At 67.2% G+C, this 18,006-nt stretch carries 11 protein-coding genes; 4 read left to right on the top strand and 7 right to left on the bottom strand.

The annotated features are described in order from the left end of the window. The first annotated feature begins 104 nt into the window (after positions 1-104). The gene (locus ACYVN4_RS03080; RefSeq protein WP_460717669.1) at positions 105-1,853 is read left to right on the top strand and encodes an NTP transferase domain-containing protein; all 1,749 of its coding nucleotides are present in this window, start codon (positions 105-107) and stop codon (positions 1,851-1,853) included. An 85-nt stretch (positions 1,854-1,938) separates the two neighbouring features. Here the strand turns inward: ACYVN4_RS03080 and ACYVN4_RS03075 are convergent, their stop codons facing one another. From ACYVN4_RS03075 to ACYVN4_RS03055, 5 genes are all read right to left on the bottom strand, one after another. Further along, entirely contained in the window at positions 1,939-2,721 is a 783-nt protein-coding gene (locus ACYVN4_RS03075; RefSeq protein ID WP_460717668.1) for a helix-turn-helix domain-containing protein, read from the bottom strand. Between the two features lie 209 nt (positions 2,722-2,930). Beyond that, positions 2,931-4,676, bottom strand: coding sequence for a dipeptide ABC transporter ATP-binding protein (locus ACYVN4_RS03070; RefSeq protein WP_460717667.1), 1,746 nt, complete (start codon positions 4,674-4,676; stop codon positions 2,931-2,933). Next, complete coding sequence (locus ACYVN4_RS03065) at positions 4,673-5,584, bottom strand: ABC transporter permease (RefSeq protein ID WP_460717666.1); 912 nt, start codon at positions 5,582-5,584, stop codon at positions 4,673-4,675. The genes ACYVN4_RS03070 and ACYVN4_RS03065 overlap by 4 nt, the downstream gene beginning before the upstream one ends. Beyond that, entirely contained in the window at positions 5,581-6,540 is a 960-nt protein-coding gene (locus ACYVN4_RS03060; RefSeq protein ID WP_460717665.1) for an ABC transporter permease, read from the bottom strand. The genes ACYVN4_RS03065 and ACYVN4_RS03060 overlap by 4 nt, the downstream gene beginning before the upstream one ends. After that, positions 6,537-8,123 (bottom strand): ABC transporter substrate-binding protein, encoded by a 1,587-nt coding sequence (locus ACYVN4_RS03055; RefSeq protein WP_460717664.1) that lies wholly within the window; start codon positions 8,121-8,123, stop codon positions 6,537-6,539. The genes ACYVN4_RS03060 and ACYVN4_RS03055 overlap by 4 nt, the downstream gene beginning before the upstream one ends. A gap of 136 nt (positions 8,124-8,259) precedes the next feature. On the opposite strand from ACYVN4_RS03055, the gene ACYVN4_RS03050 reads away from it, so the two are divergent. After that, positions 8,260-10,572: an arylsulfatase gene (locus tag ACYVN4_RS03050; RefSeq protein WP_460717663.1), complete on the top strand. Its 2,313-nt coding sequence runs from the start codon at positions 8,260-8,262 to the stop codon at positions 10,570-10,572. Between the two features lie 660 nt (positions 10,573-11,232). On the opposite strand, the gene ACYVN4_RS03045 is transcribed toward ACYVN4_RS03050, so the two are convergent. Next, a complete protein-coding gene (locus ACYVN4_RS03045; protein WP_460717662.1) occupies positions 11,233-12,753 on the bottom strand; it encodes an HNH endonuclease signature motif containing protein in 1,521 nt (506 codons plus the stop codon). A gap of 390 nt (positions 12,754-13,143) precedes the next feature. On the opposite strand from ACYVN4_RS03045, the gene ACYVN4_RS03040 reads away from it, so the two are divergent. After that, on the top strand, positions 13,144-13,512 hold the full coding sequence (locus ACYVN4_RS03040; protein ID WP_460717661.1) for a hypothetical protein: 369 nt from the start codon (positions 13,144-13,146) through the stop codon (positions 13,510-13,512). Here the strand turns inward: ACYVN4_RS03040 and ACYVN4_RS03035 are convergent. Next, positions 13,496-13,939 carry a YdeI/OmpD-associated family protein gene (locus ACYVN4_RS03035; RefSeq protein ID WP_460717660.1) on the bottom strand — a complete coding sequence of 148 codons (444 nt, stop codon included), beginning with the start codon at positions 13,937-13,939 and terminating at the stop codon, positions 13,496-13,498. The genes ACYVN4_RS03040 and ACYVN4_RS03035 overlap by 17 nt on opposite strands. A 323-nt stretch (positions 13,940-14,262) precedes the next feature. Here ACYVN4_RS03035 and ACYVN4_RS03030 point away from each other — a divergent pair, with 323 nt between their 5' ends. Then, a complete protein-coding gene (locus ACYVN4_RS03030) occupies positions 14,263-18,000 on the top strand; it encodes a nitrate reductase subunit alpha (protein ID WP_460717659.1) in 3,738 nt (1,245 codons plus the stop codon). Positions 18,001-18,006: the final 6 nt, after the last annotated feature.

Here is an 18,006-nt window from a genome sequence, read left to right as displayed (position 1 = left end):
AGCGTAGGTTTCCGGCGCGCCCGACAAGCCCGCGAGGGCGTGCCACTACGATCTTCAACCATGCCCAGTGACCTATCCGCGCGCACCGTCTCCGGAGCCGACTCGTGACACCCGTCGACGCCATCGTGCTCGCCGGTGGGAAGGCCAGCCGGATGGGCGGCGTGGACAAACCCGCGCTGGTGGTGGGTGGGCATTCCATGCTGGACGCGGCGCTGGCGGCGGTCACCGGGTGCGCGCGGACCGTGGTGGTCGGACCGCACCGGCCCGAACTGCCGCCGGAAGTCCTTCAGGCACAGGAGATACCGGCCGGGGCGGGTCCGGTCGCGGCCATCGCGGCGGGGCTGGGCGCGCTGGCCGGATGCGAGTTCCCGGCCGGGCTGATCGTGGTGCTGGCCGCCGACATGCCCTTCCTCACCGCCGCCGCGATCGACGAACTGCTTTCGCACGCACGGGATTCCGGCAGTGACGCAGTCTTCGCTGCGGACGCCTCGGGTCGGCCCCAGTACCTGGTCGGGGTGTGGCGTCGCGCCGCGCTGACCGAGGCGCTCGCGGGCCTGGATTCCCTGGTGAATCGGCCGATGAAGGCGCTGGTGCCGGTGGAGACCGCGATGGTGGCGCTGCCCGGCGTGGAGGATTGCGACACCCCCGAGGATGTCCGCCGGGCCCGCACCGGCGCGGCGCGGGGCGCGGACCCGCTGTGGCTCGACGAGGCGCGAGATGTGCTGCGCGGGAGCATTTCTCCGCTCCCGGCCCGGCGCGCGGCGCTGCGGGCGGCCCGCGGGGCGTCGCTGGCCGAGCCGCTGCTGGCCGGGGATGCGTTGCCGCGCTTCGATGTTTCGGCCATGGACGGCTACGCGGTGAGCGGGGACGGGCCCTGGCAGCTGCGCCGCGATATCGGATTCGCGGGCGGTGAACGGCCGGTCGGCCTGCTCGACGGGGAGGCGGTGCGGATCGCCACCGGCGCGCACGTGCCCGACGGCACCTCCTCGGTGGTGCGCGACGAGTTCGTGCGCATCGATGCCGACGGCACGCTGTATCGGTTGCCGGACACCCCGATTCGCGAGGATGTGCGCCGCCGCGGCGAGTACTGGATGCCCGGCGACGAGGTGGCGGCCGCGGGCACGCCCGTCGGCGCCGCGCTGATCTCGGTGGCCGCCAGCGCCGAGGTGACCGCCGCCGCGGTGCGCGGCCCGGTGCGCGCGCGAATCGTCATGACCGGCGACGAGATTCGTGGCGACGGCCCCTTGCACGTCGGTCAGACCCGGGACTCGATCGGCCCCATCCTGCCCGACGTCCTGAGCTGGTACGGGATCACCACCATCGACCGGGTGCACCTGCGCGACACCGAGAATGCCTTCGACGAGGTGCTGGCGGCGGCCACTGACTGCGACCTGCTGCTCGTCGTCGGCGCGACCGGCGGGGGCGCGGCCGACCAACTGCGTGCGGCGCTGGACCGCACCGGGGCCGAGATGCTGCTGCGCCGGCTGCGGGTGCGGCCGGGCGGTTCCACGGTGGTGGCGCAATTGGCCACGGGTGCAGTGGTTCTCGGGCTGCCCGGTAATCCATTCGCCGCCGTTGCGACACTGCTGAGCCTGATCGCCGCGACCGTGGAAGGGATGACGGGCGCGCGGGCGGCCAACCCGATCATGGGGCCGCTGGTCAATGCCGCGGAGCTGACTGCTCCGGTGGCCCGGATCGTCCCGGCCCAGGCCCTGCCGGGCGGCGGCTTCCGTGGCGATCTGCGGCTGCGGACGGCGCATCTGGCGGACCTGCTGCATCGCGACGGCGTGGTGATCGTGCCCGCCGACGCGGCCGACGGCGCGCTCGCCGAGTTCATTCCGTTGCGCGGCTGATCATTCCGCTGAGCGGGCGGGCCGTCCCGCTGGGCGGCCGGGTCCAGCCGGGCTGGGTGGGCAGTTCAGCCCGGCACGAAGCAGTTCAGCCGGGCAGGCCCAGGATCGTGAGCAGTTGGCCGGGATAGGCGGCGCCGTCCAGCCGCCCGGTTTGCGCGTAGACGCGGCGGCGCAGTCCGGTCACCGGATTGCACAGATGCAGCGTCCACACGTGCGGTGCGAACTCGACGCCGCCTTCCGACCACGCCTGCCGGAATTTCGGGAATTCCCCGAGTTCGCGAATCAGGTCGGCGAAATTATCGACATTGCCCGACCGCCCGATCAATCCGCGCATCCAGCGCGCGACCTGGCGGGCATCGTTCTCCCAGTTCACCATGACCCGGGTGGCCAGTTCGTTGCCGAAGAACCAGCGCAGCATATTGCCGTCTTCGCGCACGCCGGGAAAGGCGTCGTCCCAGCTGTCGTTGCTGGCCAGCACATTGGCCTGAATGTCGAGCAGCGCGGCCAAATTCGGGCTGTGCAGTTCCAGCGCCCGGGTCATCTCCGGGGTGATGGCCGCGCGTAGTTCCTCGGGGCTGGTCAGTTCACCGGCGCCCAGACCTGCCAGATCGGTGATCTGGCGGCGGTCGGCGACCGAGAGCGGAACCAACCGGTCGAGGTAGCGGGTGAGCGCCTCGACCACCTCGCGGGTCGGGTTGCCCCGGTCGCCTTTCTCCAGATGCGTTATGTAACTTGCGCTTACGCCGGCATTGAATGCCAGTCGTTCGCGGGAAACACCACGATTGTCGCGCAGTCGCCGGAGCAGGTTTCCGAAGGTGGGTGCTTCGAGTTCCCGAGAATCTTGTCCACATGCCGCTCTCGCGCCCACCTGGTTCCCTCCTTCACGGAATCTCCGGGCCCACCTCGCCTCACTCTTGGAGGCACCGCCGAGATCTCCTTCAGAACGGAAACTTACACAGATTCGGTTACGAACAGTTCAGCGTGACAAATCCAATCAGTATCACCGGATACTCCTATCGGTATAAGTTCCGGCGCGATGGCGGTCACAACCGGGGAATCGCACTCATCAAATTACCCTCAGGCCCCCAATGCCAGGGGCACGTTCGGCGCGCGGTTTTCCGCACGCCGTGCCCGTGCCGGATCGGGGGCGGGCACCGCATCGAGCAAGCGCCGAGTGTACTCCTCGCGCGGGGCCCCGAAAACCGACGTGACCAGCCCTGTTTCGATAGCACGACCCGCTCGCAGCACCACCACGCGGTCGGCGACCTGATGCACCACCGCCAGATCGTGGCTGATGAACAGGCAGGCGAATCCGTATTCGGCGCGCAGGTCGGTGAACAAGTCGAGCACCTGTGCCTGCACCGACACGTCCAGCGCGCTGGTCGGCTCGTCGGCCACCAGGAGGCGGGGCGCGAGGGCGAGCGCGCGGGCCAGCGCCACCCGCTGCCGTTGCCCGCCGGACAGTTCCCCCGGGCGGCGGCCGGCGTAATCGCGCGGCAGCCGCACCGACTCGAGCAGATCGCCCACCCGGGCCCGCAGCAGCGCCCCCGAGGCGGCCCGGTGCACCCGCAGCGGCTCGCCGATGGAATCCTCCACGCTGCGGCGCGGATCCAGCGAGGCCGTCACATCCTGATGCACCAGCGCGACCTGCTTGCGCAGACCCCGCAACTCCCGCCGCGGCAACCCCCGCAACGAAACACCCTGCAATTCCACCTCTCCCGTCGCGGCCGGGATCAGCCCGAGCGCGGTCCGCCCCAGCGTGCTCTTCCCCGACCCCGACTCCCCCACCAGCCCGACGACCTCGCGCGGGGCGAGGGTCAACGAGATGTCGTGCAGGGCCTGGAATTCGCGGCCACGCTGGCGGTACACCACCGAGACCCCGTTGAGCCGCAACACGGGGTCGGCCACCGGCGCGGGCGGCGTCTCGCGATCGGAGGCCGCATCCTCCGAACTCGCCTCAACCACTTTGAGCTCGGCGACTTTCGGCTCTGCCGTGTCCGGTACCGCGGGGTTCGTCGCTGCGACCGGGGGCTCCGGCGCATCCGGCAAGGTGGGCACCGCAGCGAGCAGTTCGCGGGTATACGGGTCCTGTGGAACGGCGAAAAGGTCTCGGACCGCCTGCGTTTCGACGATTCGGCCCGCGCGCATCACCACGACACGGTCGGCGATGGCCGCGACGACGCCGAGGTTGTGGGTGATGAACAGGATGGCGGTGTTGTTGCGGCGCTGGATGTCCCGGAGCAGGTCGAGGATTTCGGCCTGGACGGTGACGTCGAGGGCGGTGGTGGGCTCGTCGGCGATGAGCAGGTCCGGGTCGCCGGAGAGGGCGAGGGCGATGACCACGCGCTGTTTCTGGCCGCCGGAGAGTTGGTGGGGGTACCAGTCGACGCGTTTGCCGGGTTCGGGGATGCCGACCAGGCCGAGTAGTTCGAGGGCGCGGGCGCGGGCCTCGGACTTGCCGATCGGCCGGTGTGCCCGTAGCGCCTCGGTGATCTGGGTTCCGATGCGTTGCACGGGGTTCAGGGCCGTCTGAGGTTCCTGGAACACCATGGCGGCGCGGGTGCCGCGCAGCGGGCGCAGCTCGGCCTCGGTCGCGCCCACGATCTCGGTCCCATCGAGGGAGATCGAGCCGGTGGCGGTCGCCCCGGTGGGGAGCAGCCCGAGTACGGCCCGTGCGGTGAGTGACTTCCCGGAGCCGGATTCGCCGACCAGCGCCACGGTTTCGCCGCGGGCGACGTGGACGTGCACGCCGTCGACGACGGTGCGCGTGCCGAAGCGCACGGTGAGATCGCGTATTTCCAGTGGGTTTTCGTGGTGGCTCATCCGATTCTCCGAGCGCGGCCCAGGGCCTGGGCGATCAACAGGAAGCCGAGGGTCAATGCCGACACCACCAGCAGCGGGCCCACCGCCATGGCGGGATTGGCGTCGAGATTGCGGGTGGACTCGGCGATGATGGAGCCCAGTGACGGGTCCGGCGGGCGCACGCCGATGCCGATGAAACTCATGGCGCTGTCGACGAACACCGCCAGCGACAGTGACAGCGCGAACTGCACGGCGAGCGGCTCGATCACATTGGGCAGCACGTGTTTCCGCAGCGTCCACCCGGTGCTCGCGCCGATGATCTCGGCCGCCTCGACGAACGGCTGCTCGCGCACGGCCAGCACCGCGGTGCGGATCTGCCTGCCGAAGATGGGGAGTTCGGCGGCGATGATCACGATGATGACCGCGTGCGCGCCGGGTCCGGTGATGGCGGTCAGCGCGATGGCGAAGACCAGCGCCGGAAACGCCAGGATGAGGTCGAATATGCGCTGCGCCACCACATCCGCCACCGGGTTGATGGTGGCCACCAGCCCGATGAGCGAGCCCAGCACCGCACCGATCGGCACCGCGACGAACGCGATGAGCAGATCGACGCGGATGCCGTAGAGCATGCGGGTGAGGACATCGCGATTGACCTCGTCGGTGCCGAGCCAGTGGTCCCCGCCCGCACCCAGGAGGTTCGCGCCCGGGATCTGTTCCAGTGGACCGTATTCGGTGAGCAGCGGAGCCGTGAGGGCCGCGATCGCGATGACGGCGATCAACAGCAGCCCGGCCAGGCCCTGTCCGCGAAGAACCGCCCTCGTCATTCCGGCGCGCTTCTGGCCGGAATCCACACCGTTCTCATGGATCCCGGCCAAAAGCACGCCGGGATGACTGGACGTGCTCGAATCGGGATGACCAGCGGTACTCATGCCCCTCCTCCGATGCGGATTCGCGGATCCAGGTATGCGTGCACGATGTCGGTGGTCAACTGGATGGCCACGAACACCGCCACCGAGAACAGCAGCAGCGCCTGCACCACCGGGTAGTCGCGCCGGTTGATGCCCTGTTCGATGAGGTGCCCGATGCCCGGCCAGGCGAAGGCGGCCTCCACCAGCACCGCACCGCCGAGCAGGTTGCCGGTCTGGATGCCCAGCGTGGTGAGCAGGGTCGGCAGGGCATTGCGCAGCGCGCCCCGAGTGACGATGCGGCGCTGGGGAATACCCAGGGCGCGGGCGGTCAGCACGTACGGCTTGGCCAGTTCGGTGCGCAGCGCCTCGGTCAGGAAGCGGGTCAGCGCCGCCGCGACCGGCAGCCCCAGGCAGACGGCCGGGAGCAGCAGGTACTGCACCGCGATATCCGGCCGTGCCAGGAACCCGTCCGGTGGCAGCCCGCCGGCGGGCAGGATCGGGATGGCGACGGCGAACACCAGCACCAGCAGCACGCCGGTCACGAACACCGGGATCGCCACGGCCACCGTATTGGCGGCCGCGACAAGGGCGTTGAGCCAGCGCCGATCCCACAGCACCGACGCGATCGACACGCTCAGGCTGACCGTGACGGCCAGCAGTAGCGCGGCGGCGGCCAGGATCAGGGTGTTGGACAGGCCACGGCCGATGAGGTCGGCGATCTGGCCGCCGATGACGTAGGAGCGGCCCAGGTCTCCGGTGAAAACACCGCGCAGCCAGGACAGGTACTGCGCCGGGATGGACCGGTCGAGTCCGAGCTGATGGCGAATGGCCGCAATGGTTTCCGGGGTGGCGTCCGGCCCTGCCAGCGTGGTGGCGGGATCGCCGGGAACCAGGCGCAGCAGCAGAAAGATGAGCACCGACGCGCCGAACAGCACCGCGACCGCGGAGGGCACCCGGCGCAGCAGGTAGGCGATCATGCCAGGAACGCCTCGGTGAACAGATGCTCGCGGCGCTTGGTCCAGTTGAAACCGTGCAGTTGTCGGCTGGCGGCATCCTGCGGGTAGTGCACGCCGATCTCGATCAGGAACAGGCTGTCGAGCAGTTGATCGCTGAGCGCCTGGTAGGCGCGGGTGGCGTCCGCGCCGCTGGCCTGCGGTAGCTGCCAGGCCGTGTCGGCCGCCTTGACGTAGTCGGCGGATTCGTAGCGGGAGGCGTTCTTGCGGGCGTTGAACGGGTAGGCGCTGACGGTCAGCGTGGCCGGTTGCAGCTGTGCCCAGGAGTGGTCGGTGATCCACAGGCCCGGGAACTGGGCGGAGATCAGCTGTTTGATGAAGGTGGCGTTCTCGGTGGGGACGAGATCCACGTCGATGCCGATCTCGGCGAGGTTGGCCTGCACGATCTGGGCGGTGTTCTCGAAGATCGAGTACGAGGAGTTGTAGGCCAGGGGCAGCTTCGCCGGTTTGGGCAGCTGCGCGAGAATCTGCTTGGCCTTGGCGGCATCTCGCGCGTAGCGGGTGTTGCGGGAGTCGTCGAAGGCGGGAGAACCCTTGGGCCAGGGCAGGTTCAGCGGGTAGCCCGCGCCGCGGAAGACTTCCTTGATGATGCGGTCGCGGTCGAGCGCGTAGGCGATGGCCTGCCGCACCCGGACATCGGCGAGCGAGGGATCCTGGACGTTCACGCCGACGTAGACCTGCAGCTCGGCACCCTCGAAGGGAATGACCCGGTAGCCGTCGACCTTGGCGAGATTCTCGTTGTCGCGGTAGGTGATGCCGTCGGCGAGGTGGATCTGCCCGGTCTTGAGGGCGTTGAGCTGGGCCTGATTGTCGGAGATGACGGTGAACTCGACGCGATCCAGGTAGGGGCGATCGGGCACCCAGTAGTTCGGGTTCTTCTCGAACACCAACTGCTGGTTGGGGATTCGTGAGGCGAAGCGGAACGGGCCGGTGCCGACGAGCTTGTCGCCGGTGGCGAGGGCGTCGATGGATTCGCTGTCCAGGATGGGGACGGTGTCCAGCAAATCGAAGAGGTTGCTGAGTGGGTGATCCAGCGTCAGCGTGATCTTGTGCGGGTCGCTGGTGTCGAAGCCGGTGACGGCCGCGGCGGTGCTCTTGAGCTGGGCCGACCACTTGGGGTCGGCGTAGGTGCGCAGCGAGAACTCGACATCCTTCGAGGTGAACGGGCGGCCGCTGTGGAACTTCACGTCGTCGCGCAGATCCAGTGTCACGGTCTTGCCGTCGGGTGCGACCGTCCAGCTCTTGGCCAACAGCGGCTGCGGTTCCAGCTTGTCGTGCGGGTAGCGCACCAGCGACTCGAAGACCAGGCCGACCACGTACGGCGTGGTGCCGGTATTGGTGAGCAGGTTGGCGGGGACGATATCCACCAGCACGCCGTACTTCAGGGTTCCGCCGCGCACGGGTTGCGCATTGTCGTCACCACCACGCTGCTGACTGACCGCGGACGTGCAGGCGGCCAGCGCCCCGCCCCCGAGGATCGCCAGCGCGGCGACGGCGGAACTGCGCAGGAAAAGACGGCGGTCGTGACCGCCGGGGGACGAATTCATCTGGAAAACCTCGAGTGTGGACCGGGCCTTGATCGTGTTCGGCGACGCTATCGGCGGTTGCATGACGGATCACCGGTTGCACGCAGCGAGAGTGAAACCCTGGCCGCGAATGAGGGCGCCGCCTTTGCTGATGTGCATGTCAGTCCCCGACAATGCACGTGGCTATGAAGACTTCCCCGGCGAAATCGGCCGCACCACTGCCGATTCCACACCGGATTGGTTGTATCCCCCGACCGCGCCCGCCGGCGCGCCCAATGTCATCGTGGTGCTGGTCGACGATATGGGATTCAGCGATATCGGGCCGTTCGGCTCCGAGATCGAGACGCCCACCCTGGATCGGCTGGCCGCCAATGGATTGCGGCTCACCAACTTTCACACCACGCCGCTGTGCTCGCCGTCGCGGGCGGCGCTGTTGACGGGTGTCAATTCCCATCGCGCGGGATTCGGGTTCGTCGCCAATGCCGATCCGGGGTATCCGGGGTTGCGGCTGGAGCTGGCGGACGATGTGCTGACGCTGCCGGAAATACTGCGCGCCAACGGATATGCGACCTACGCTGTGGGTAAATGGCATCTGGTCCGCGATGCCACGCTGCATCCGGCCGCGCCCCGGGATTCCTGGCCGACGCAGCGGGGATTCGACCGGTATTACGGGTCGTTGGAGGGGTTGAACTCCTTCTATCACCCTAATCAGCTGGTATCCGACAGCTCTCCGGTGAATGTCGAGGAGTATCCGGAGGACTATTACCTCACCGACGATTACACGGATCGGGCGATCGGCTACCTGAAGGAGTTGCGGGCGCACGACGCGACCAAGCCGTTCTTCCTGTACTTCGCGCATACCGCCATGCACGGGCCGTTGCAGGCCAAGCCGGCGGATCAGGCCAAGTATCGGGGGCGGTACCGCGAGGGCTGGGATCGGTTGCGGCAGACCCGATTCGCCGAGCAGATCGCGCAAGGGCTCTTTCCCGAGGGGACGCAGCAGAAGCCGCGCAATACCGAGCCGGGTTACGAAGCGCAGGAATGGGATTCGCTGACCGCGGAGCAGCGGGCGCGGTTCGAGCGGTACATGGAGGTGTACGCGGGCATGGTCGACAGCATCGACCAGAGCCTGGGGCGGATCGTGGAGACCCTCGAACAGTTCGGGGAGCTCGACAACACCATCATCGTGTTCACCTCCGACAATGGCGGTACCGCCGAGGGCGGGCCGGAGGGGACTCGGACGTACTTCGCGCAGTTCGCTCAGGTCGACGAGCCGGACTGGGAACGCGATGTGCCGCACGATGACTCGCTGATCGGCAGCGCGAAGCTCGGTGTGCACTATCCGCGTGGGTGGGGGCAGGCGTCGAATACGCCGTTCCGGTTCTACAAGGGGCAGACCTTCGCGGGCGGGGTGCGGGTGCCGTTCGTGCTGTCCTGGCCGCGGGGGCTGCCTCGCACCGATGAGGATTCCGGGGTGCGTCAGGAGTACGTCTACATCACCGACCTCGCGCCGACTCTGCTCGAATTGATCGGGCTGCAGCGTCCTTCGGTGCGTAACGGGCTGCCCGCCAAGGAGTTCGACGGTGTGTCCGCTGCGGGCGTCCTGCGTGATCCGGCCGTCGTCTCCCAACATGTGGAGCAGTACTCCGAGATGACCGGGCATCGCGGGTTCTACCGCGACGGCTGGAAGCTACTGGCGTTGTACGAACCCGAGCGCGGCATCGACAATCCGCGATGGCAGCTGTTCGACGTGCGCACCGATCCCACCGAACTCCACGACCTGTCCGAGCAGCTCCCGGACAAGGTGGCCGAACTCTCGGCAGCCTGGGACGAAGCCGCCTGGCACAACACGGTTTTCCCGCTCGTCACCCGCCAGGATCTGGCGACGCGGCGGCCGGAGGAGGCTCGGCTCAGCGATCCCGTCCGGATCCTGCCTGGTACTCCGACGCTGGAGCGCTATCGCTCACAACGCCTGATCGCGTACCGGGACTTCACGATCGCCGTGGATCTCTCCGGCTATCAGCCGGGTGACGAAGGTGTCCTCGTCGCGCACGGCGACCCCTTGGGCGGGTATCTCCTCTACGTCGAGGACGGACATCTGATCTTCGGCTACAACGGATACGGGCGATACTCGACGGTCGATGCCGGTGAAATCCCGTCTGGCAGTCGGCTCCTCACCCTGTCTGCCACGGTGCAACCTCATCTGCGATGGGATTTCACCATCGGCATCGATGGCGTCCGCGCCGCGTCCCTCCCGGATCAAGTTCAACTGGTAGGCATGTCGCCCTGGACCGGCATCTCCGTCGGAGTCGATGCTCGCGGTCCGGTCTCGTGGGATCTCCGCGACCGTCACGGTGTGTATCGCTACACCGGTGGCCTTCGGTCGGTGACCTATCAGCCGGGGGCTGTGGGGGTTTCCGAAGATGCTCAACGAGCACTCGACTCAGAGGCCGAACTGATCGCTGAGTAACAGCGAAAGACAAGAGCCAAAAGAAGAAAAGACAAAAGACGCCTGGAGAAGGGGATAGGACGGGGCTGGGTTGGGCTCGCTGGCCGGCGGTACCAGCCGCCTCACCGCTCGGCCGTGCATCGGCCCGGTGTGGGTGTCGAAGAACAAGAACGAAGAGCAAAAACAAATTAGTGCGGGACAGATACAGGAGGCGCGGGTCGGCGGCGTAGCCGCGTTTGCGCACCGGCTGGCGGGCTCGGGCGGGCGGCGTAGCCGCGTTTCCGGATCCGCTCACGGGGCGCGGCGCGTGCGGGAACGGTGGGTGGGCGGGCGGGGCGGGCGATCAGCGCGGTGGTCTGGCCGCGTTCTGAATCTGCTGGCCGGTGGAGGCTTTTGAGCGCCGGGCGGAGGGTCAGGGCTCTATGGAGTTGTCAAAGAACGTCGAGAAGGCTTGCGACGCAGGGTGGATGGATCCGGCTTGTCGTGAGTCTCTGGGCTTTTGGTTCTTTCGGTTTTGGTTCTTTGAGTTTTGTCTCGAGAAGGTGATGCGTGCAGTCCGTGGGCCGGGATCGGCGGGCTGACGGTAGGCGGCCCGGCGTCAGCCCAAGTCCGGCAGGGCAGGCGACGCCACCACACCTCCATTGCCCTGCGAACGCCAGCTGTACATCCGCGGCCCGGGGTTCATGCGACCCGTGAACCCCACTGTTGGCAACTGGATTCGACCGCCGCTGCTGCCAACCCAGCCAAGTGATGACGCTGATTCACCGTCGGCGTGCCGGTCGGATCAACATGCTTGGGGGCGATCCAGCCGCAGCGGCCCGGGAAGTCGGAATCCTTACCCATGACCACGGTGTTCCAGCCATCGGCGGAATCGTTGACCAGCGCGTGGCAGTGATCGCACGCCAGAGCAAGATTCGACAGATCGGTCGGGCCGTCATTGGCCCAGTCGGTGATGTGGTGTGCCGCGCACATCGAGGCGGGTGCATCGCAGCCGGGGCGGGTGCAGCCCTTGTCGCGGGCAATCAACGCCAACCGCTGACCGGGGCTCGCCAGGCGCTGGCTCTTACCCAGGAACAGTGGGATGCCGTGCGGGTCAAGCACTGCCAGTACCGGGCGAGTGCCCTCGGCCATCTTGAGGGCTTCGTTGATGGAGACATGCCCGCCTGTTGCGGTGGTCGCCAGACCCGCACCGCGCTCGAGGTCGGCCAGGCTCATGGTCAGGATGACTTGGGTCTTGAGGCCGCGGTGCTGACCGAAACCGGCTGCCGCAGTGGCGGACTCGCTGATGACGGTGGCCGGAGCAGTGGACTCGTCGGTCGCGGTGGCGCGCTTGGCGGGAGCGACGGGCTGCAGCAGGGCGTAGAGGGCGTCGTGGGTGCGCTGACCCGCATCACGGCGGTCTCGGCGGGCGGCATCGTCGAGGACCTTCGAGTCGATCTGCTTGACCGACAGGGCAAGCGGCTCAGCGTCATCAATGTTGCACATGCCCGGACGGGCGAACTTGGCGAGGAAGGCATCCAGGTAGGCGCGCAGTTCCGGGGTCAGCCAGCCCTCGATCTTCGACATGCCGTCCACACCCGGGCGGCCAATCGTGATGCCGCGGCGGCGGCGACGGTCGGCGTCGGAGATCACGGTGCCCTCGGGGTCGAGGCGGGCGAGGATTTCGCGGCCGATCTTGGGGAGGTCGTCGGGTGCGCCGGTCAGGGAGTGCTCGACGAGCAGTTGTTCGGTCTCGGCGTAGGTTTCGGCTGGAATGTCCTTGGGGAGGTGGGTCATCACGTCCACCATGTTGCGGACGTGGTCACGCGAGATTGCGCCTGACTCATAGGCTTCCGCGGTTGCGGACAGGGTGTCGGTGAGGGGCTGGCCGGTGGCGTCGAGCAGGCCGCCGCAGGCTCGGGCGATCTTGGCGCGACCGGCGGCGTCGTAGCGGGACAGGCTGAGGGTTTGACGCAGGAAGTCCTGAACGGTCTTGGCACCCACGGACTTCGGCAGGTCGCGTTCGGTGGCGTCGATGATGAGGCGTGAGTCCAGCGCGGAGAGTTGGCGTTTGCAGGTTTCCAACTCGCGCAGCATGTTTACGAAATCATCGTTGGTCAATGGGGCGAGGTCGCCGCGCAGGATGGCGTTCGAGAAGTTCTGCACTGCGGTCACCAGGGCGGTGATGCCGCAGTTGTCGAGTGTTTCCCCCTTCGAATTCATGTGCTAATTCTACCGCCGACTCAGCACACAAGGAACCCGAAATGTCCAGTATCCCAACGTAATTCAGAAAATCTGAATTCCACCGATACCTCCATTGGATTCCACTGCCGAGTCATTGTTATCGTTACCGCCGCGTCATCCCGGGAGATCGTTTCCCGGGCGCTGGAAATGGGGAGGATTCAGATGGATCTCAATGCCGACCGGGCGGGTGCGGAAGACTCGGAATCACGTGCGCAATTGCCGTCCGGCACTTCCGGATTCACAGCTCCGCGGAAGTATGTTGCGCCCAGCAAGGCCGCCACTCGCCGCGAGGCCGCGATTCGTCGCGAGGAAGCCGAGCTCCAGAGGGCGGAACGCCGGGCTCAGAGGGCCAGCAGACGACGTGAGCGAGTGGAACCGCCCGCCGCCCGGATGCCCAGCTCGGTCCGTGCGGCACAGGTGATCTCGCTCCTCTTCGGCGGGCTCAGCCTGCTGGCGACCGTGCTGCTCGGGGTATTCGCCGGGGCCGATGCCTCCGGAACCGCCGCCGGGCGATTCATCATCCCGATGGTGATCGGCTTGCTGGCCCTCGGCTTCGGCAGCGCGGGGAACGGCCTCCGGGGCACCGTGGCCATGCTCGCGACCCTCGAGGCGTTGGTCTCACTGGGCAGTGTGGCGACGAAGCACCCACCCGGGTTTCTCGGGCTCATCGCCAGTATCGCCATCGTCTGCGCTCTCACCCAAGGCAGCGCTGCGGAGTGGTTCAAGCGCCCCCGGTGAGTGACTCGACGATCTTGGTGATGCGGCGGGTGCGGGTTTCGGGCTTCTTGGCTTCGGTGACGGCCGTGGCGTGTTCGCGGCGGTTGGTGTAGGACAGGGCGTCGAAGGCTTCTCGGACGCCCGCAGCAGTGAGGGCGGCGGCCAGGTCGTCGGGGACGGTGACGGTGCGTTCGGCGGTGTCACGTTCCAGGGTGACGATCACCTGGTCGCCGGGGCCCTTGCCGAGTTCGGTGCGGATGGCCTTGAGGAGGCCGAGGCAGGGGCCGGAGCCCATGTCGGCGATGGAGCCTCGATACGGGATGCCGTCGAAGGTGGCTTGGACGGGGATGCGTCCGCCGCCGCCGAGGGCCTCGATGATTTCCGGGGGTACCGGGATGTGCGCACCGCCTCCGCGGGCGGCCTCGATGACTCCGTCGAATCGCTGCATGAATGCACCCTATAGCGACCTTGCAGCTATCTGGAGATGTGTTAACAAATATTAAGTAAGCAAGAACCGACCGTTTCGGAAGCATCACCGCAGTGCCCCGGAAACACCTATCCGGGTATGTATTTCCGTACAAAATTCACTGTTTCCCCAGGTCACTGTCGAGTGTGCCGCACGATGCCGCAACCCCCCGGTGACCGGAACATTTCTTCGATCTCACAGCTCACAAACTTCCTCCGAGCATTGTGAGCGAACCGTTTTGATGCCTCCCCCGACGTCCTTACAGTCGAGCCAGCAGCCCGGTTTTCCAGCTCGAAGGGGGCGTTATGGCTATCTCGCAGAACGGACACTCGTCCGCCGATGCGCTGCTTCGACTGGGGAAGTACTTCAACCGCGGCGAGGTTTCCGAGGATCTGCGCACCCTGCATCAGGTGGGTGGGCGTGAGGCGGACGAGTTCTATCGTGAACGCTGGTCGCACGACAAGGTGGTGCGGTCCACGCACGGCGTGAACTGCACGGGCTCGTGCTCGTGGAAGATCTACGTCTCCGACGGTGTGATCACCTGGGAATCCCAGCAGACCGACTATCCGAGCGTGGGCGCGGACAAGCCGGAGTACGAACCGCGCGGTTGTCCGCGTGGCGCCTCGTTCTCCTGGTACACCTACTCCCCGGCCCGCATCCGCTACCCGTACGTGCGCGGCACCCTGCTGGAGATGTATCGCGCCGCCAAGGAGCGGCTCAAGGATCCGGTGCTGGCGTGGGAGTCCATCGTCGAGAACCCGGAGCAGGCGAAGGCTTACAAGTCCGCGCGCGGTAAGGGCGGCTTCGTGCGCGCCGAATGGTGGGAGGCCGCCGAGATCGCCGCCGCCGCACACGTTTACACGATCAAGCAGTACGGGCCGGACCGTGTCGCCGGGTTCTCGCCCATCCCCGCGATGTCGATGGTCTCGCACGCGGTCGGGGCGCGTTTCATCTCGCTGATCGGCGGCTCGATGCTGTCGTTCTACGACTGGTACGCCGACCTGCCCGTCGCCTCTCCGCAGGTCTTCGGCGACCAGACCGACGTGCCCGAGTCCGCGGACTGGTTCGACGCCGGATACCTGATCATGTGGGGCTCCAACGTCCCGGTGACGCGAACCCCGGACGCGCACTACATGACCGAGGCCCGCTACCGCGGCCAGAAGGTCGTGGTGGTCTCCCCCGACTACGCCGACAACACCAAGTTCGCCGACGAGTGGGTCCCGGCCCGCCCGGGCACCGATGCCGCGCTGGCCATGGCCATGGGTCACGTGGTGCTGCGAGAGTTCTTCGTGGAGAAGCAGACTCCGTACTTCACCGACTACGTCAAGCGCTACACCGACCTGCCGTACCTGATCACCCTCGACGAGCACGACGGCGGCTGGTCCACCGACGGCGAATACTCCGGCCACACCTACACGCCCGGCAAGTTCCTCACCGCCGCCGATCTCGGACTCACCGGCGAGGGTGTCGAACACCAGACGGTGCTGCTGGACGCGGACGGCATTCCGCAGGTGCCCAACGGCTCGCTCGGCCATCGCTTCACCGAGGCCGGCAAGGGCCGCTGGAACCTGGATCTCGGGGACACCGATCCCCTGTTGACTCTGCACAGTCGCACCGAAGATGTTGCGGCCGTGCAGTTCCCCCGCTTCGACGGGCCCGCCGACGCCGAGGACGGCGGTTCCCCCGTCCTCACCCGCGGCGTGCCGACCACCGTCATCGCGGGGCGTCGGGTGACGACGGTGTTCGATCTCCTGCTGGCGCAGTACGGAGTGGCCCGGTCCGGCTTGCCCGGCAGCTGGCCGACCGGCTACGACGATGCGACCCAGCCGTACACGCCCGCCTGGCAGGAATCGATCACCGGCGTCCCCGCCGTCCAGGCCGAACGCATCGGCCGCGAATTCGCCGACAATGCGGAGAAGTCGAAGGGCCGCTCCATGATTCTCATGGGCGCGGGCACCAACCACTGGTTCCATTCGGATCAGATCTACCGCAGCTTCTTCACCCTCACGCTGCTCACCGGCTGCCAAGGCGTCAACGGCGGCGGCTGGGCGCACTACGTGGGCCAGGAGAAGTGCCGCCCCGTGACCGGCTGGGCCACACTGGCTTTCGCCTCCGACTGGCAGCGTCCGCCGCGGCAGATGCAGGGCACCGTGTTCTGGTACCTGACCAACAACCAGTGGCGCTACGACCCGTTCACCAGCGAGACCTTCGCCTCGCCCTTGGCCAAGGGGCAGTTCGCCGGACGCACCGCGGCCGACAACATCGCGCTCGCTTCACGTTTGGGCTGGATGCCCTCGTATCCGACCCTCAACCGCAACCCCCTGGACCTCGTCGACGAGGCCGAACAGGCGGGCAAGCCGGTCGCGGATTACGTGGTGGACGGCCTGAAGTCGGGTGATCTGCGGTTCGCCTGCGAGGATCCCGACGCCCCCGAGAACTTCCCGCGCGTGCTCACCGTGTGGCGGGCCAACCTGCTCGGCTCCTCTGGTAAGGGCAACGAGTACTTCCACAAGCACCTCCTCGGCGCGGACTCCAACCTGCAGACCGGGGAGACCACCGGCATCCGCCCACAGGAACTGGAATGGCGGGACGAGGCCGCGACCGGCAAGCTCGATCTGCTGCTGTCGCTGGACTTCCGCATGACCTCCACGACCCTGTTCTCCGACATCGTCTTCCCCGCCGCCACCTGGTACGAGAAGCACGACCTGTCCTCCACCGACATGCACCCCTTCGTGCATGCCTTCACGCCCGCCATCTCCCCGCCGTGGGAGGCCAAGACCGACTTCGACGCCTTCCACCGCATCGCGCGCGGCTTCTCCTGGCTTGCGGAGAAGCATCTCGGCGTCCGCCAGGATCTGGTGGCGGTCCCCTTGCAGCACGACACCGCGGACGCGCTGGCGCAGGCCGGTGGCCGGGTGCTGGACTGGAAACACGGTGAATGCGAACCGATTCCGGGTGTCACCATGCCGAAACTCGTGGTGGTCGAACGGGATTACCCGAATGTCGCAGAGAAGATGGCCGCGCTGGGACCGCTCGTCGAGACGTTGGGGCTGACCACCAAGGGCGTGACCACGCTGCCCGATCAAGAGGTGGACTACCTGCGCGGCGTGAACGGCACCGTGGTTTCCGGTATCGCGCAGGGCCGTCCGTCGCTGGCCAAGGACACGCACGCGGCCGAGGCGATCCTGTCCCTGTCGGGCACCACGAACGGCCGGCTCGCGGTGGAAGGGTTCCATGCGCTCGAAAAGCGCACCGGAACCGAGCTGGCCGACCTCGCCGCAGAGCACGAGGGTAAGCGAATCACCTTCGCCGACACCCAGGCTCGGCCGGTCCCGGTCATTACTTCGCCGGAATGGTCCGGCAGTGAGACGGGTGGCCGCCGCTACTCCCCCTTCACCATCAATGTCGAGCGCAACAAGCCCTGGCACACCCTCACCGGACGCCAGCACTTCTACCTCGACCACGACTGGATGATGGAACTCGGTGAGCAGCTGCCGATCTACCGGCCACCGTTGGATATGACGGCGCTGTTCAGTGAGCCGGGCATCGGCAAGGTCAGTGACAACGGTGTCACCGTCCGCTACCTGACCCCGCACTCGAAGTGGTCGATCCACTCCGCCTACCAGGACAACCTGCACATGCTGACGCTCTCGCGCGGTGGGCAGGCGATCTGGATGTCGGACAAGGACGCCGCGAAAATCGGTGTCGCCGACAATGACTGGATCGAGGCGATCAACCGCAACGGCATCGTGGTGGCGCGTGCGATCGTGTCGCACCGCATGCCCGAGGGCACCGTGTTCATGTACCACGCCCAGGACCGCGCGGTGAACGTGCCGCGCATCGAGGGCGCGGCGGACACCAAGGTGGGCAAGGGCAAACGCGGCGGCATCCACAATGCGCTGACCCGCATCATGATCAAGCCGTCGCATCTCATCGGCGGCTACGCGCAGCAGTCCTTCGCCCTGAACTATCACGGCCCCACCGGAAATCAGCGCGACGAGGTCACGACCATTCGCAAGCGCTCGCAGGAAGTTGAGTACTGATCATGC

This window comes from Nocardia heshunensis (assembly GCF_054782115.1).
The sequence above is the reverse complement of the archived record's forward strand: the minus strand, read 5'-3'. Positions and strand labels throughout refer to the sequence as shown.

Excerpts from the sequence above, each read along its gene's own strand:
- ACYVN4_RS03070 (WP_460717667.1), bottom strand. The coding sequence starts at position 4,676 with ATGAGCCACCACGAAAACCCACTGGAAATACGCGATCTCACCGTGCGC.
- ACYVN4_RS03065 (WP_460717666.1), bottom strand. The coding sequence starts at position 5,584 with ATGAGTACCGCTGGTCATCCCGATTCGAGCACGTCCAGTCATCCCGGC.
- ACYVN4_RS03060 (WP_460717665.1), bottom strand. The coding sequence starts at position 6,540 with ATGATCGCCTACCTGCTGCGCCGGGTGCCCTCCGCGGTCGCGGTGCTG.
- ACYVN4_RS03055 (WP_460717664.1), bottom strand. The coding sequence starts at position 8,123 with ATGAATTCGTCCCCCGGCGGTCACGACCGCCGTCTTTTCCTGCGCAGT.
- ACYVN4_RS03050 (WP_460717663.1), top strand. The coding sequence starts at position 8,260 with ATGTCAGTCCCCGACAATGCACGTGGCTATGAAGACTTCCCCGGCGAA.
- ACYVN4_RS03045 (WP_460717662.1), bottom strand. The coding sequence starts at position 12,753 with ATGAATTCGAAGGGGGAAACACTCGACAACTGCGGCATCACCGCCCTG.
- ACYVN4_RS03035 (WP_460717660.1), bottom strand. The coding sequence starts at position 13,939 with ATGCAGCGATTCGACGGAGTCATCGAGGCCGCCCGCGGAGGCGGTGCG.
- ACYVN4_RS03030 (WP_460717659.1), top strand. The coding sequence starts at position 14,263 with ATGGCTATCTCGCAGAACGGACACTCGTCCGCCGATGCGCTGCTTCGA.